Source organism: Pseudomonas sp. FeS53a (genome assembly GCF_000931385.1).
GTDB lineage: Bacteria > Pseudomonadota > Gammaproteobacteria > Pseudomonadales > Pseudomonadaceae > Metapseudomonas > Metapseudomonas otitidis.
The window spans coordinates 15,005-28,225 of record NZ_JYFT01000074.1; the positions used below are offsets into that span (position 1 = coordinate 15,005).

At 67.8% G+C, this 13,221-nt stretch carries 14 protein-coding genes; 13 read left to right on the forward strand and 1 reads right to left on the reverse strand.

What is annotated here, in order from left to right; genetic code table 11:
* Positions 1–54: 54 nt before the first annotated feature.
* Positions 55–972: a LysR family transcriptional regulator gene (locus SZ55_RS22370; protein ID WP_044411895.1), complete on the reverse strand. Its 918-nt coding sequence runs from the start codon at positions 970–972 to the stop codon at positions 55–57.
* 122 nt (positions 973–1,094) lie between these two features.
* On the opposite strand from SZ55_RS22370, the gene SZ55_RS22375 reads away from it, so the two are divergent.
* The 13 genes from SZ55_RS22375 (at position 1,095) to SZ55_RS22435 (ending at position 13,203) form a co-directional block, all read left to right on the forward strand.
* A complete protein-coding gene (locus tag SZ55_RS22375; protein ID WP_044411897.1) occupies positions 1,095–1,853 on the forward strand; it encodes a 5-oxoprolinase subunit PxpA in 759 nt (252 codons plus the stop codon).
* Between the two features lie 46 nt (positions 1,854–1,899).
* Complete coding sequence (locus tag SZ55_RS22380) at positions 1,900–2,148, forward strand: acetyl-CoA carboxylase (RefSeq protein WP_044411900.1); 249 nt, start codon at positions 1,900–1,902, stop codon at positions 2,146–2,148.
* Positions 2,149–2,160: 12 nt separating this feature from the next.
* Positions 2,161–3,558, forward strand: a complete 1,398-nt coding sequence (locus SZ55_RS22385; protein WP_044411903.1) for an acetyl-CoA carboxylase biotin carboxylase subunit — start codon at positions 2,161–2,163, stop codon at positions 3,556–3,558.
* A complete protein-coding gene (locus SZ55_RS22390; RefSeq protein ID WP_044411906.1) occupies positions 3,548–4,426 on the forward strand; it encodes a 5-oxoprolinase subunit B family protein in 879 nt (292 codons plus the stop codon). Before SZ55_RS22385 ends, SZ55_RS22390 begins: the two co-directional genes overlap by 11 nt.
* Positions 4,419–5,393, forward strand: coding sequence for a biotin-dependent carboxyltransferase family protein (locus tag SZ55_RS22395; RefSeq protein WP_044411908.1), 975 nt, complete (start codon positions 4,419–4,421; stop codon positions 5,391–5,393). Before SZ55_RS22390 ends, SZ55_RS22395 begins: the two co-directional genes overlap by 8 nt.
* A gap of 213 nt (positions 5,394–5,606) precedes the next feature.
* On the forward strand, positions 5,607–6,665 hold the full coding sequence (gene bioB / locus SZ55_RS22400; RefSeq protein ID WP_044411911.1) for a biotin synthase BioB: 1,059 nt from the start codon (positions 5,607–5,609) through the stop codon (positions 6,663–6,665).
* A 98-nt stretch (positions 6,666–6,763) separates the two neighbouring features.
* On the forward strand, positions 6,764–7,945 hold the full coding sequence (gene bioF, locus SZ55_RS22405) for an 8-amino-7-oxononanoate synthase (protein ID WP_044411914.1): 1,182 nt from the start codon (positions 6,764–6,766) through the stop codon (positions 7,943–7,945).
* Entirely contained in the window at positions 7,938–8,663 is a 726-nt protein-coding gene (locus SZ55_RS22410; protein WP_044411917.1) for an alpha/beta fold hydrolase, read from the forward strand. Before bioF ends, SZ55_RS22410 begins: the two co-directional genes overlap by 8 nt.
* Positions 8,656–9,465, forward strand: coding sequence for a malonyl-ACP O-methyltransferase BioC (gene bioC / locus SZ55_RS22415; protein ID WP_044411920.1), 810 nt, complete (start codon positions 8,656–8,658; stop codon positions 9,463–9,465). Before SZ55_RS22410 ends, bioC begins: the two co-directional genes overlap by 8 nt.
* Positions 9,466–10,155, forward strand: a complete 690-nt coding sequence (gene bioD, locus SZ55_RS22420) for a dethiobiotin synthase (protein ID WP_044411923.1) — start codon at positions 9,466–9,468, stop codon at positions 10,153–10,155.
* A 90-nt stretch (positions 10,156–10,245) separates the two neighbouring features.
* Positions 10,246–10,527: a hypothetical protein gene (locus SZ55_RS22425; RefSeq protein WP_044411926.1), complete on the forward strand. Its 282-nt coding sequence runs from the start codon at positions 10,246–10,248 to the stop codon at positions 10,525–10,527.
* Between the two features lie 64 nt (positions 10,528–10,591).
* Complete coding sequence (locus SZ55_RS27690; protein WP_044411929.1) at positions 10,592–11,236, forward strand: putative metalloprotease CJM1_0395 family protein; 645 nt, start codon at positions 10,592–10,594, stop codon at positions 11,234–11,236.
* A 161-nt stretch (positions 11,237–11,397) separates the two neighbouring features.
* Positions 11,398–13,203 carry a phenylacyl-CoA dehydrogenase gene (locus tag SZ55_RS22435; protein ID WP_044411932.1) on the forward strand — a complete coding sequence of 602 codons (1,806 nt, stop codon included), beginning with the start codon at positions 11,398–11,400 and terminating at the stop codon, positions 13,201–13,203.
* Positions 13,204–13,221: the final 18 nt, after the last annotated feature.

Consider the following 13,221-nt stretch of genomic DNA (forward strand, 5'->3'; position numbering starts at 1 on the left):
GGTGGATCCTTGCGTGGGGGATTCGGCCATTGGATTCGCGGCGGCGACGGGGGTTCAGCGTCGCGGGCTGTTCACCTGCGGCGCCAGGAAGGAATGCCGGAAGTACTCGCGGAATGCCTGCATCGGTTCATTGAAGACGCGGTCCCGGCGCCAGGCGAGCCCGACGCTCATCGAGGGCACCGCGTCGGTCAGCGACAGGGTTTCGATGCGCCGCCCCTCCAGGGACCAGGGGCGGTAGACCAAGTCGGACAGGATGGCGACGCCCGAGCCGTTGGCCACCATGCTGCGAACCGCTTCCACCGAGCTGGTGCGGAGGATCACGTTGGGGCGGAATTCGGTGGCTTCCCAGTAGCGCAGGGCGGTCTGGTCCGCCTCGTCCACGGTCAGCAGGATGAAGGGCTCGGGGGCCACGTCGGCGAGCCCGACGGAGACCCGTTCGCTGAGCGGGTGGCGGTTCGGCAGCCACAGGCGCCGTTCGGAGCTGAACAGGGTCTCGGCGGCGATGTCCGGGTGACGCAGGTTGGCGGTCAGCACCACCGCCATGTCCAGCGAGCCGTCCAGCAGGCCGCGCTCGATGGCCTGGCGCTCCTGCTCGTGGAGGTCGAGCCGGATGCCCGGGTACCACTGCGCCATACGCTGCAGGTGGTAGGGCAGGAAGTAGCCCATCACCGTGTAGCTGGCGGCCACCTTCAGGCTGCCTTCGAGGCTGGTGTCTGGCAGCGGGCTCTTCAGGGCGTCCTCCACGCTGCGCTGGATCGAGTAGGCGTGGTTGAGGAAGTGTCGGCCGCTGTCGGTGAGGGTCATGCCCTGGGGGGAACGGATGAACAGGCTGACGCCGAGCAGGCTCTCCAGCTCCTGGATGGCACTGGTGACGGCCGACTGCGAGATGTTCAGGTGGATCGCCGCCTGGGATATCTGCCCGACTTCGGCGGTGGCGATGAAGTAGCGCACCTGGCGGAGGGTGAATGACATGGGAACGCCCTTGGGTATCGATTTTTCAGATATCAGTGTATCGAATAATAGATCTTCCCAATGCCTCGCCCCCGCTCTTAACGTCTCGCCATCGATAGTCGAGCGCACGAGGAGAGCAGCGGATGATCGAGGTCGACCTCAATTCGGACCTGGGCGAGGGTTTCGGGCCCTGGACCATCGGCGATGGTGTGGATGCCCAGCTGATGCCCCTGATCAGCAGCGCCAACATTGCCACCGGCTTCCACGCCGGTGACCCCAACATCATGTCCCGCACCGTCGAGCTGGCGAAGCAGCATGGCGTCGGGATCGGGGCTCACCCCGGCTTTCGCGACCTGGTGGGGTTCGGTCGCCGGCACATCGCGGCGCCTGCGACCGAACTGGTCAACGACATGCTCTACCAGCTGGGCGCGCTGCGGGAGTTCGCCCGCCTTCACGGGCTGGCGCTGCAGCACATCAAGCCCCATGGCGCGCTCTACATGCACTTGGCCCGCGACGAGGAGGCGGCTCGCCTGTTCGTCGAGACCTTGCAGCGCGTGGACCCGACCCTGTTGCTGTTCTGCATGGATGGTTCGGCCACCTGTCGCTGGGCCGAGGCCCTGGGCCAGCCGGTGGTGCGTGAGTTCTATGCCGACCGCGAGTACGACGTGACCGGCTCCATCGTGTTCATCCGCCGGGTCACCGCGTGGGACCCGGACCAGGTAGCGGAGAAAGTCCTGCGCGCCTGCCGCGAAGGGCAGGTGCGGACGGTGAATGGCCAGGACATCCCGATCCGCTTCGATTCGATCTGCATTCACAGCGACACACCCGGTGCCCTGGCGCTGGTCCAGCGCACCCGGGAGCGCCTGGCCGCTGCCGGGATCGCTGTACGCGCGCCTCGCTGACCCCCTGCCAACGCCTGCCCAGACAATGACGACAAGAGGAAAAGACATGGCTGAACATCAGGTACTTTCGCCGCTTCCCGGCACCTTCTATCGCAAGCCCGCCCCGGATGCCGCCGACTACGTGCGTGTCGGCGAGCGTGTTGACGTGGGAGCCGTGCTGGGGCTGGTGGAGGTGATGAAGCAGTTCTCGGAGCTGACCGCCGAGGTCGCCGGCACGCTCGTCGCCTTTCACGTGGACGACGGTGAGCCGGTAGAGCCTGGCCAGTTGCTGGCCGTGATCCAGAGCGACGACTGAGGAGGCTGGCCGATGACCGGTTCGATCCGAAAATTGCTGGTGGCCAACCGCGGCGAGATTGCCGTGCGCATCATCCGTGCGGCCCAGGGCCTGGGCATTCCCACCGTGGCAGCGTGCAGTGAGGCGGATGTCGATGCCTTGCCGGCCCGGCTGGCCGATGAGGTCCGGGTGATCGGCCCGGCGCGAGCCGACCGCAGTTACCTGAACGGCGAGGCGCTGATCGCAGCGGCCCTGGACAGCGGCGCCGATGCCATCCACCCCGGCTATGGCTTTCTCTCGGAGAACGCCGCGTTCGCCCAGGCCGTGGTCGAGGCCGGCCTGGTCTTCGTCGGCCCTGATGCCGCGACGATCCGCCAGATGGGCGACAAGGCCGAGGCCCGGCGCACCGCCAAGGCCGCTGGCGTGCCGGTGGTGCCCGGCTCGCCTGGCGAGCTGGACAGCCTCGAGGCGGCACTCGCCTGCGCCGTCGAGGTGGGTTACCCGTTGCTGATCAAGGCATCGGCCGGTGGCGGTGGACGAGGCATTCGCATCGCCCACGATGCAGAAGAGCTTGCCCGCGAGTTTCCGCTGGCCCAGCGCGAGGCCCAGGCGGCCTTCGGCTCGGGCGCTGTGTACCTGGAGCGCTTCATCCGCCAGGCGCGGCACATCGAGGTGCAGGTGCTGGGGGATGGTCAGCACGCCGTGCACCTGTTCGAGCGCGAGTGCTCCCTGCAGCGTCGTCGGCAGAAGGTCTTCGAGGAGGCGCCGTCCCCGGCGCTCAGCGAGGCCCAGCGTGCGGCCTTGTGTGAAAGCGCGGTGCGCCTGGCCCGGCAGATCGGCTATCGCGGCGCCGGGACCCTGGAATACCTCTTCGATGCGGTGAGCGGCGAGTTCTTCTTCATCGAGATGAACACCCGCATCCAGGTGGAGCACCCCGTGACCGAGATGGTGACCGGGGTGGACCTGGTGCAGTGGATGCTGCGTATCGCCGGCGGCGAGCCGCTGTCCCTGTCCCAGGAGGCGATCCGCCTGCAGGGCGCCGCCCTGGAGATGCGCATCAATGCCGAAGACCCAGCCCGCAACTTCTTCCCCAGCCCCGGCGTGGTGCAGTCGCTGAGCTGGCCTCAGGGGGAGGGCGTGCGCGTGGACAGCCATCTCTTCGAGGGCTACCGAGTGCCCGCCTACTACGACTCGCTGCTGGCCAAGGTGGTGGTTCAGGGCGCCGACCGCAACGAGGCGTTCGCCCGTGCCGAGCAGGCGCTGGCGGCGACCCGCCTGACCGGGATGGCCACCACCCTGCCGCTGCATCGCCTGCTGTTGGCGGACGCCGCTGTACGCGACGGGCAGTTCGATACCGGCACCCTGGAACCCTGGCTCGTCGAGCGTGCCGCCCTGCTGGCCGCTGCCGTGGAGGCCCCCCATGAACACTGAGACCGTGCGCTACAGCTTCGGCGGAGATGAGCACCTGTTCGCCGAAGTGTCCGAATCCATGTCCCTGTCGGCATTCTTCTGCGGCATGGCGATCACCCGCGCCCTGGAGCGCGAGGCCTTGCCCGGGGTGCTGGACATCTGCCTGGCCAACGCCTCGTTCCAGGTGCGCTTCAACCCGGATGTGATCGCGCCGGAGGCGCTGCTGGAACGGGTCCGGCAACTGGAAGCCCAGGCTGTTGCCGAACGCCGCCTGGAGACCCGCATCATCGAGATCCCGGTGCTCTACAACGACCCGTGGACGGCGGAAACCCTGATGCGATTCCGCGATCGCCACCAGGACCCGGCGTCCACCGACCTGGAATACGCCGCGCGCATCAATGGCTATGCCGACGTCCAGGCCTTCATCGAGGCCCACAGCGGCGCGCCCTGGTTCGTCTCCATGGTGGGCTTCGTCGCCGGGCTGCCCTTCATGTACCAGATGGTGGAGCGCGACCGGCAGTTGCAGGTGCCCAAATACCTGCGCCCGCGCACCGATACGCCCCGGCTCACCCTGGGCCACGGCGGTTGCTTCGGTTGTATCTACTCGGTGCGCGGGGCCGGTGGCTATCAGATGTTCGGCGTGACGCCCGCGCCCATCTACGACCCCGAGCAGCGCCTCGATTACCTGCGGGACTCCATGGTGTTCTTCCGCTCCGGCGACATCGTGCAGTTCAAGGCCATCGACCGCGACGCCTATGACCGGGCGTTGGCCGAGGTCGAGGCAGGAACCTTCAGCCTGCGCATCCGTCCGGTCACCTTCGACCTGGATGCGTTCATCCAGGACCCACGTGCGTGTACCCAGGCCCTGCAGGAGGTGCTCAATGATTAAGGTGCTGAAACCCGGGCTGGCGACATCGGTCCAGGATGCCGGTCGGGAAGGCCATTACCACCTGGGCATTCCACCCTCCGGCGCGCTCGACCAGTTCGCCCTGCGCGCCGCCAACCTGCTGGTGGGCAATGCGCCCACCGCGGCCCTGCTGGAGTGCACCCTGCTGGGGCCTCAACTGGAGTTCCAGCGTGACGCCCTGGTCGCCGTCTGCGGCGCGCGCATGACGCCGCGCCTCGACGGTGAGGAAATGCCCCTGGACGCCGCGTTCCGGGTACGTGCCGGGCAGGTGCTGGGTTTCGACTACCTGAAGGCGGGGGCGCGGGGGTATCTGGCCGTCGAGGGCGGCATCGCAGTGCCCGAGGTGCTCGGCAGCCGGTCCACCTATGGCCTCGGGGCGATTGGCGGCCTCGAAGGACGGCGCCTGGCAGCCGGTGATCAGCTCCCCCTGGGGCCCGCATCGGGACTTGGGCGCGAGGGCATGGCCCTGCCACGCTCGCTGCAGGACGAAGTCGGCGGCGAAATGACGCTGCGGGTGGTGCCGGGACTTTATGTGCACCGCCTGACGCCGCAGGCGCTGGAGCAGTTCTTCGCCGACACCTGGACGGTGGGCTCCGAGGCGGATCGCACCGGCTACCGCTTCAAGGGCGGGACGCCGCTGGCGTTCGAGCCGCGCGAGCAGCCGTTCGGTGCCGGGTCCGACCCATCGAACATCGTCGATGCCTGCTACCCCATCGGCTCCATCCAGGTGCCCGGCGGCCTGGAGCCCATCATCCTGCACCGCGACGCCGTTTCCGGCGGGGGCTATGCCACCATCGGCACGGTCATCAGCCCGGACCTGGATCGCATGGCGCAGATGCAGCCGAACCAGAAGGCGCGCTTCGTCGCCGTCGACCTCGAGGAAGCCCTGGCCATCCGGCGCCAGTACAACCAGCGGTTGGAGCGCTTGCATCGGTTCTTCCTCGACTGATCCTTACGGCCGCCCTCACCTGTGAACCGCCCCGATCCTTCGAGAGGGGCGGTTTTCTTTTGTTCATAAAATGCACAGTTGTAAACCTGTGTCCCGAATCTGGTTGACAGCGTCGAACCCGAAATTAAGATGCCCCTTAGCCTGAACGCCCGGTCTATCGGCCCGGGCCACTCCGACAAGAGGCGCCATCCAAGCGTCGTAGGAACCCTTCCCATGAGTGCAACCGCCGCCATCGCTACCCGCCACGACTGGACCCTCGCCGAGGTGAAGGCGCTGTTCCAGCAGCCGTTCAACGACCTGCTGTTCCAGGCCCAGACCGTGCACCGCGCGTACTTCGACCCGAACCGCGTTCAGGTCTCCACCCTGCTCTCCATCAAGACCGGCGCCTGCCCGGAAGACTGCAAGTACTGCCCGCAGTCCGGCCACTACAACACCGGCCTGGACAAGGAAAAGCTGATGGAGGTGCAGAAGGTGCTGGAGGCGGCCGCCGAGGCCAAGGCCATCGGCTCGACCCGCTTCTGCATGGGCGCGGCGTGGAAGCACCCCTCGGCCAAGGACATGCCCTACGTGCTGGAGATGGTGAAGGGCGTGAAGAAGCTCGGCCTGGAGACCTGCATGACCCTCGGTCGCCTGGACCAGGAGCAGACCCGGGCGCTGGCTGATGCCGGCCTGGACTACTACAACCACAACCTGGATACCTCGCCGGAGTTCTACGGCAACATCATCACCACCCGCACCTACAGTGAGCGCCTGCAGACGCTGGCCTACGTGCGCGAAGCGGGTATGAAGATCTGCTCCGGCGGCATCCTCGGCATGGGCGAGTCGCTGGACGACCGCGCCGGCCTGCTGATCCAGCTGGCCAACCTGCCGGAACACCCCGAGTCGGTGCCGATCAACATGCTGGTGAAGGTCAAGGGCACGCCTCTGGCCGAGGAACAGGACGTCGACCCGTTCGACTTCATCCGCACCCTGGCGGTGGCGCGGATCATGATGCCCCAGTCCCACGTGCGGCTGTCTGCCGGGCGTGAGCAGATGAACGACCAGATGCAGGCCCTGGCCTTCATGGCCGGCGCCAACTCGATCTTCTACGGCGAGAAGCTGCTGACCACCGCCAACCCCCAGGCGGACAAGGACATGCAGCTGTTCGCCCGCCTCGGCATCAAGCCCGAGGAGCGCGAGGAACACGCCGACGAGGTGCACCAGGCCGCCATCGAGCAGGCCCTGGTGGAGCAGCGCGATTCGCAGCTGTTCTACAACGCCGCCTCGGCCTGACGTTCGCCCGGTGGCGGGTGCTCGCGCCCGCCACCCCATTCCCCGTAAGGCAGGTGCGCCGCCGTAGGCCGCCTGCCCGCTGCCGGTGAGCCATTGCGATGCCTTTCGATCTCGCCTCCCGCCTTGCCGCCCGCCGTGCGGAAAACCTCTACCGCCAACGCCCGCTGCTGGAAACGCCCCAGGGGCCTGAGGTGGTGGTGGATGGCCGGCCGATGCTGGCCTTCTGTTCCAACGACTACCTGGGCCTGGCCGACCACCCCGAGGTGAAGGCCGCCTTCATGCGCGGTGTCGAGCGCTGGGGCGCGGGCGGCGGCGCCTCGCACCTGGTGATCGGCCACAGCGGCCCGCACCACGATCTGGAACTGGCCCTGGCCGAGTTCACCGGGCGGCCACGGGCGCTGCTGTTCTCCACCGGCTACATGGCCAACCTGGGCGCCGTGACCGCGTTGGTGGGCAAGGGCGACACCGTGCTGGAGGACCGCCTCAACCACGCGTCGCTGCTGGACGCCGGGCTGCTCTCCGGGGCGCGCTTCTCCCGCTACCTGCACAACGACGTCGCCAGCCTGGAGGGCCGGCTGGACAAGGCCGAGGGTAACACCCTGGTGGTGACCGACGGCGTGTTCAGCATGGACGGCGACCTGGCCGACCTGCCCGGCCTGTGTGCCGCGGCCCGCGCCCGGGGCGCCTGGGTGATGGTGGACGACGCCCACGGCTTCGGGCCTCTTGGCGCCCAGGGCGGCGGCATCGTCGAGCACTTCGGCCTGGGCCTGGAGGACGTGCCCGTGCTGGTGGGCACCCTGGGCAAGGGCTTCGGCACCGCCGGTGCCTTCGTGGCCGGCAGCGACGACCTGATCGAGAGCCTGATCCAGTTCGCCCGACCCTACATCTACACCACCAGCCAGCCGCCGGCGGTGGCCTGCGCAACCCTGAAGAGCCTGGAGTTGCTGCAGCGCGAGCATTGGCGCCGCGAGCACCTGGATGCGCTGATCCACCGCTTCCGCGAGGGCGCCGCCGAGATCGGCCTGGACCTGATGGACAGCCCCACGCCGATCCAGCCGATCCTGGTGGGTGACAGCGCTCGTGCGCTGCGGCTGTCGGCCCTGCTGCGCGAGCGCGGGCTGCTGGTCGGCGCGATCCGCCCGCCCACGGTGCCGGTCGGTGCCGCGCGCCTGCGGGTGACGCTCAGTGCCGCCCACAGCGAGGCGCAGGTGGAACGTCTGCTGGTGGCGTTGTCCGAAAGCTGGAAGCTGCTGGCCGAAGAAGGACAACCCGATGCGTGACCGATTGATCCTCATCCCCGGCTGGGCCCTGGGCCCGGCTGCACTCGAACCCCTGCGCGACGCCCTGGCTGAGCGCGCCCCGCACCTGGCGGTGCAGATCCAGCCGTTGCCGGAGCTGGACGACCCGGCCGCCTGGCTCGACGAGCTGGATGCGCGCCTGCCCGGCGACAGCTGGCTGGCGGGCTGGTCCCTGGGCGGCATGCTGGCCGCCGAACTGGCCGCGCGGCGGGATACGCACTGCCGGGGCCTGATCGGGCTGGCTGCCAATGCCTGCTTCCGTGCCCGCGACGATTGGCCGAGTGCCATGCGCGCCGATGTGTTCGGCGACTTCCAGGAGGCTTTCGGGCTCGACCCGGAGCTGACCCTCAAGCGCTTCCGCCTGCTGGTCAGCCAGGGCGCGCGGGACCCGCGCACCCTGGCGCGGCAGCTGCAGGTGACGCAGCCGGCCACCGAGCCGACGATCCTCGCGGCCGGCCTGCAGCTGCTGGCCGAGCTGGATACCCGCGCGGCCCTGGGCCGCTTCACCGGGCCGCAACTGCACCTGTTCGCCGGGTGCGACACCCTGGTGCCCGCTTCGGCGGCGGATGCTCTGCTGGAGGAGCTGCCGGATGTGGAGGTATCGGTGATCCCCGAGGCCAGCCACGGCTTGCCGGTGGAGTGCGCGGATGCCGTTGCGGCGGCGATGCTGGCATTCATGTTCGAAGGTGACGATGTCTGAATTCCCCGTACCACCCGTGCCCGGCCTGCCGGACAAGCGCCAGGTGGCGGCGTCCTTCTCCCGCGCCGCCGCCAGCTACGACGCCGTGGCCGGCCTGCAGCGCCAGGTCGGTGCCGACCTGCTGGCGAGCCTGCCGGATGGCTTAGAACCACAGCGCTGGCTCGACCTGGGCTGCGGAACGGGGCACTTCTCCCGCCAACTGGCGGAGCGTTTCCCCCGTGCCCAGGGCCTGGCCCTGGACCTGGCCGAGGGCATGCTCCAGCACGCTCGCCCGTTGGGTGGAGCAGCGCATTTCATCGCCGGTGACGCCGAGCACCTGCCGCTGGCCGATGCCAGCCTGGACCTGGTGTTCAGCAGCCTGGCCGTGCAGTGGTGCGAGGACTTCCCTGCGGTGCTGGCGGAGGCGCGGCGGGTGCTTCGCCCCGGTGGCCTGCTGGTGTTCAGCAGCCTCTGCGTCGGCACCCTGCAGGAGCTGCGCGACAGCTGGCGCGAGGTGGATGGCTTCACCCACGTGAACCGCTTCCGTGCCTTCACCCACTACCAGGCGCTGTGCGCCGACAGCGGGTTGCAGGTGCTGCAACTGGAGCGCCGTCCCCACGTGCTGCACTTCCCCGACCTGCGCCAGCTGACCCACGAGCTGAAGGCACTGGGGGCTCACAACCTCAACCCTGGGCGCCCCGGCGGCCTGACCGGGCGAGCCCGCATGCGGGCGCTGGTCGATGCCTACGAACAGCGGCGCGAGGCCCTGGGGTTGCCGGCGACCTACCAGGTCGTCCACGGCCTGCTACGCAAGGAGACCTGAATGGGCGCTGCCTTTTTCGTCACCGGGACCGATACCGAGATCGGCAAGACCACCATCGCCTGCGGCCTGCTCCAGGCCGCCCGCAATGCCGGGCTGAGCACCGCCGCCGCCAAGCCGGTGGCCTCCGGCTGCGAGCGGACCGCCGAGGGGCTGCGCAACAGCGATGCCCTCGGCCTGCTGGCGGGCTGCAGCCTGCCGCTGCGTTATGAGGAGGTGAATCCCTTCGCCTTCGAACCGGCCATCGCACCGCATCTGGCGGCACGTGAGGCGGGGGTGCAGCTGGATGTCGAAGCGCTGGCAGGGCCGGTCAACGCGGTGCTGGCGCGCAACGCCGACTTCACTTTGGTGGAGGGGGCCGGTGGCTGGCGCGTGCCCCTGGCGGGTGGGGAGAACCTGTCTGATCTGGCGGTGCGCCTGGGCCTGCCGGTGATCCTGGTGGTGGGCGTGCGCCTGGGGGGCATCAACCACGCCGTACTGAGTGCCGAGGCGATCCAGCGGGACGGCCTGGTGCTGGCGGGCTGGGTGGCCAACATCGTCGACCCGGCCACTTCGCGGCTGGAGGAAAACCTCGTGACCCTCGCCGAGCGCCTGCCGGCGCCGTGCCTTGGGCGCGTGCCACGCCTTGAGGTGCCGTCAGCCGAGGCCGTCGCCGCGCATCTGGACCTGCATCCGCTGAAGCTGCCGCTATAAGCCGTCGGTCGTCCATCGCGTTTTGTTTGTACGTTTTTTAAGCGGCATCTGCTTCAATTACGACGTGGTTCCCTTGGTTCGAGGTTGACGATGGAAATCTCAGGCAGTGCATTCAGCTACGGGCTCAACGCCCTGCAGTCCGGTCAGCAGCGTATCGACAAGGCCGCGTCGGATATCGCCAGCGCGCCGGTCCAGCGTTCGACCGATGCCCAGGCTGCGCGTACCGATGGTGATTCGGATGACCGCAGCAACGCCGACCTGGCTTCCAACCTGGTGGACCTGGACGTCGGCAAGTACCAGGCCCTGGCAGGTGCCAAGGTCGTGAAAACAGCCGACGACGTGCTCGGCACGCTGGTCGACACCAAGGCCTGATCCCCGCTCTCTCTCCCATCTTCGCGGCAGAGGCCGGTGAGCGGGCTCAGGCGCGGAGGGCCTTATGCGGATCGGCAGTCTCGCTCTCGATCCCCTCGTCAGCATCACGCGCTCCCGTGCGTCGGCAGGGGCGGCGGGTGGTCCCTCATCGACTGCCCTCGAAACCCCCAATCGTTCTTCTGGCACTTCTTCACGTTCGTCTGAGCAGGGTTCATCCAGCAAAGGCACCGAGCTGAGCCAGGAAGACCAGCAGCGTGTCGCCGAACTGGTCAGCATCGATCGCAAGGTTCGCGCCCACGAGCAGGCGCATGCCTCGGTGGGCGGCAGCTACGCCGGCGCCCCCAGTTATGACTTCGAACGCGGCCCCGACGGTCTCGCCTATGCGGTCGGTGGCGAAGTCAGCATCGACGCCAGCCCGGTGGCCAATGACCCCGAAGCGACCCTCAGCAAGATGGACATCGTGCAGCGCGCGGCCCTCGCGCCCGCCGACCCTTCCGCCCAGGACCGCCAGGTGGCGGCACGTGCCGCCGGCCATGCCGCCCAGGCTCGGATCGAGCTGGCTCGCTTGCGCCTGGAGGAAGCCGGCGGCGGAAGCCAGGCCGATGCTGCGTCGCCATCCGCCCCGGCCAGCGCCTCCAGCGACCTGGGTCTCTACGCGCAGATCGCCCAACCGGAACAGGCACCGCCCCTGCTGGACACCCGTGCCTGACGGCACCGCGTGGATGCTTGACAAGGGTCTGTGCGAAACGTATGTTTCAAACACCTGTTTGATTGCGGGCGGCACCCTGCAGCCGGCAACGACTACCGTGAAGTTGTAAGCGACCGATTCACCGGTCACCTAACTAGGAACCACCGTAGAGGTTTACCGCTATGCCTGATTACAAGGCCCCCTTGCGTGATATCCGCTTCGTTCGCGATGAACTGCTTGGCTACGAAGCGCACTATCAGAGCCTGCCTGGCTGCCAGGACGCCACCCCGGACATGGTCGACGCCATCCTCGAGGAAGGCGCCAAGTTCTGTGAGCAGGTGATCGCTCCGCTGAACCGCGTCGGTGATACCGAAGGCTGCACCTGGTCCGCCGAGGGTGTTAAGACCCCGACCGGTTTCAAGGAAGCCTACAAGCAGTTCGTCGAAGGCGGCTGGCCGAGCCTGGCCCACAACGTCGAGCACGGTGGCCAAGGCCTGCCGGAGTCCTTGGGCCTGGCCATCAGCGAGATGGTCGGTGAAGCCAACTGGGCGTGGGGCATGTACCCCGGCCTGTCTCACGGCGCGATGAACACCATCGAGCAGCACGGCACCGACGAGCAGAAGCACACCTACCTGACCAAGCTGGTTTCCGGTGAGTGGACCGGCACCATGTGCCTGACCGAGCCGCACTGCGGCACCGACCTGGGCATGCTGCGCACCAAGGCCGAGCCCCAGGCCGATGGCACCTACAAGGTGTCCGGCACCAAGATCTTCATCTCCGCTGGCGAACACGACATGGCCGACAACATCGTCCACATCGTACTGGCCCGCCTGCCCGACGCCCCTGCGGGCACCAAGGGCATCTCCCTGTTCATCGTGCCGAAGTTCATGCCGACCGCCGAAGGCGGCGTCGGTGCGCGCAACGCCGTGACCTGTGGCTCCATCGAGCACAAGATGGGCATCCACGGCAACGCCACCTGCGTGATGAACTTCGACGGCGCCACCGGCTTCCTGATCGGCCCGGCGAACAAGGGCCTGAACTGCATGTTCACCTTCATGAACACCGCTCGCCTGGGTACCGCGCTGCAAGGCCTGGCCCACGCCGAGATCGGTTTCCAGGGTGGCATCAAGTACGCCCGCGAGCGTCTGCAGATGCGTTCCCTGACCGGCCCGAAAGCGCCGGACAAGGCCGCTGACCCGATCATCGTCCACCCGGACGTGCGTCGCATGCTGCTGACCATGAAGGCCTTCGCCGAAGGCAACCGCGCCATGGTGTACTTCACCGCCAAGCAGGTGGACATCGTCAAGTACAGCCAGGACGAGGAAGAGAAGAAAGCCGCTGATTCCCTGCTGGCCTTCCTGACCCCCATTGCCAAGGCCTTCATGACCGAAGTCGGCTTCGAAGCCGCCTCCCACGGCATGCAGATCTACGGTGGCCACGGCTTCATCAGCGAGTGGGGCATGGAGCAGAACCTGCGTGACTGCCGCATCTCCATGATGTACGAGGGCACCACCGGCGTTCAGGCGCTCGACCTGCTGGGCCGCAAGATCCTCATGACCCAGGGCGAAGCGCTGAAGGGCTTCACCAAGATCGTCCACAAGTTCTGCCAGGCGAACGAGAGCAACGAAGCCGTCAAGGAATTCGTCGAGCCGCTGGCCAAGCTGAACAAGGAGTGGGGCGAGGTCACCATGAAGGTCGGCATGGCCGCCATGAAGGACCGCGAGGAAGTCGGTGCCGCCTCGGTGGACTACCTGATGTACTCCGGCTACGCCTGCCTGGCCTACTTCTGGGCCGACATGGCTCGCCTGGCTGCCGAGAAGCTGGCTGCCGGCGAAGGCGACGCCGCCTTCTACAAGGCCAAGCTGCAGACCGCGCGCTTCTACTTCAAGCGCATCCTGCCGCGTACCCGCACCCACGTGGAAACCATGCTGTCCGGCGCCAGCAACCTCATGGACCTGGCCGAAGAAGACTTCGCCCTGGGCTACTGAGTTCTGCGTGTCTAGAAG

Coding starts and splice junctions, on each gene's coding strand:
- SZ55_RS22370 (WP_044411895.1), bottom strand. CDS start 972: ATGTCATTCACCCTCCGCCAGGTGCGCTACTTCATCGCCACCGCCGAA.
- SZ55_RS22375 (WP_044411897.1), top strand. CDS start 1,095: ATGATCGAGGTCGACCTCAATTCGGACCTGGGCGAGGGTTTCGGGCCC.
- SZ55_RS22380 (WP_044411900.1), top strand. CDS start 1,900: ATGGCTGAACATCAGGTACTTTCGCCGCTTCCCGGCACCTTCTATCGC.
- SZ55_RS22385 (WP_044411903.1), top strand. CDS start 2,161: ATGACCGGTTCGATCCGAAAATTGCTGGTGGCCAACCGCGGCGAGATT.
- SZ55_RS22390 (WP_044411906.1), top strand. CDS start 3,548: ATGAACACTGAGACCGTGCGCTACAGCTTCGGCGGAGATGAGCACCTG.
- SZ55_RS22395 (WP_044411908.1), top strand. CDS start 4,419: ATGATTAAGGTGCTGAAACCCGGGCTGGCGACATCGGTCCAGGATGCC.
- bioB (WP_044411911.1), top strand. CDS start 5,607: ATGAGTGCAACCGCCGCCATCGCTACCCGCCACGACTGGACCCTCGCC.
- bioF (WP_044411914.1), top strand. CDS start 6,764: ATGCCTTTCGATCTCGCCTCCCGCCTTGCCGCCCGCCGTGCGGAAAAC.
- SZ55_RS22410 (WP_044411917.1), top strand. CDS start 7,938: ATGCGTGACCGATTGATCCTCATCCCCGGCTGGGCCCTGGGCCCGGCT.
- bioC (WP_044411920.1), top strand. CDS start 8,656: ATGTCTGAATTCCCCGTACCACCCGTGCCCGGCCTGCCGGACAAGCGC.
- bioD (WP_044411923.1), top strand. CDS start 9,466: ATGGGCGCTGCCTTTTTCGTCACCGGGACCGATACCGAGATCGGCAAG.
- SZ55_RS22425 (WP_044411926.1), top strand. CDS start 10,246: ATGGAAATCTCAGGCAGTGCATTCAGCTACGGGCTCAACGCCCTGCAG.
- SZ55_RS27690 (WP_044411929.1), top strand. CDS start 10,592: ATGCGGATCGGCAGTCTCGCTCTCGATCCCCTCGTCAGCATCACGCGC.
- SZ55_RS22435 (WP_044411932.1), top strand. CDS start 11,398: ATGCCTGATTACAAGGCCCCCTTGCGTGATATCCGCTTCGTTCGCGAT.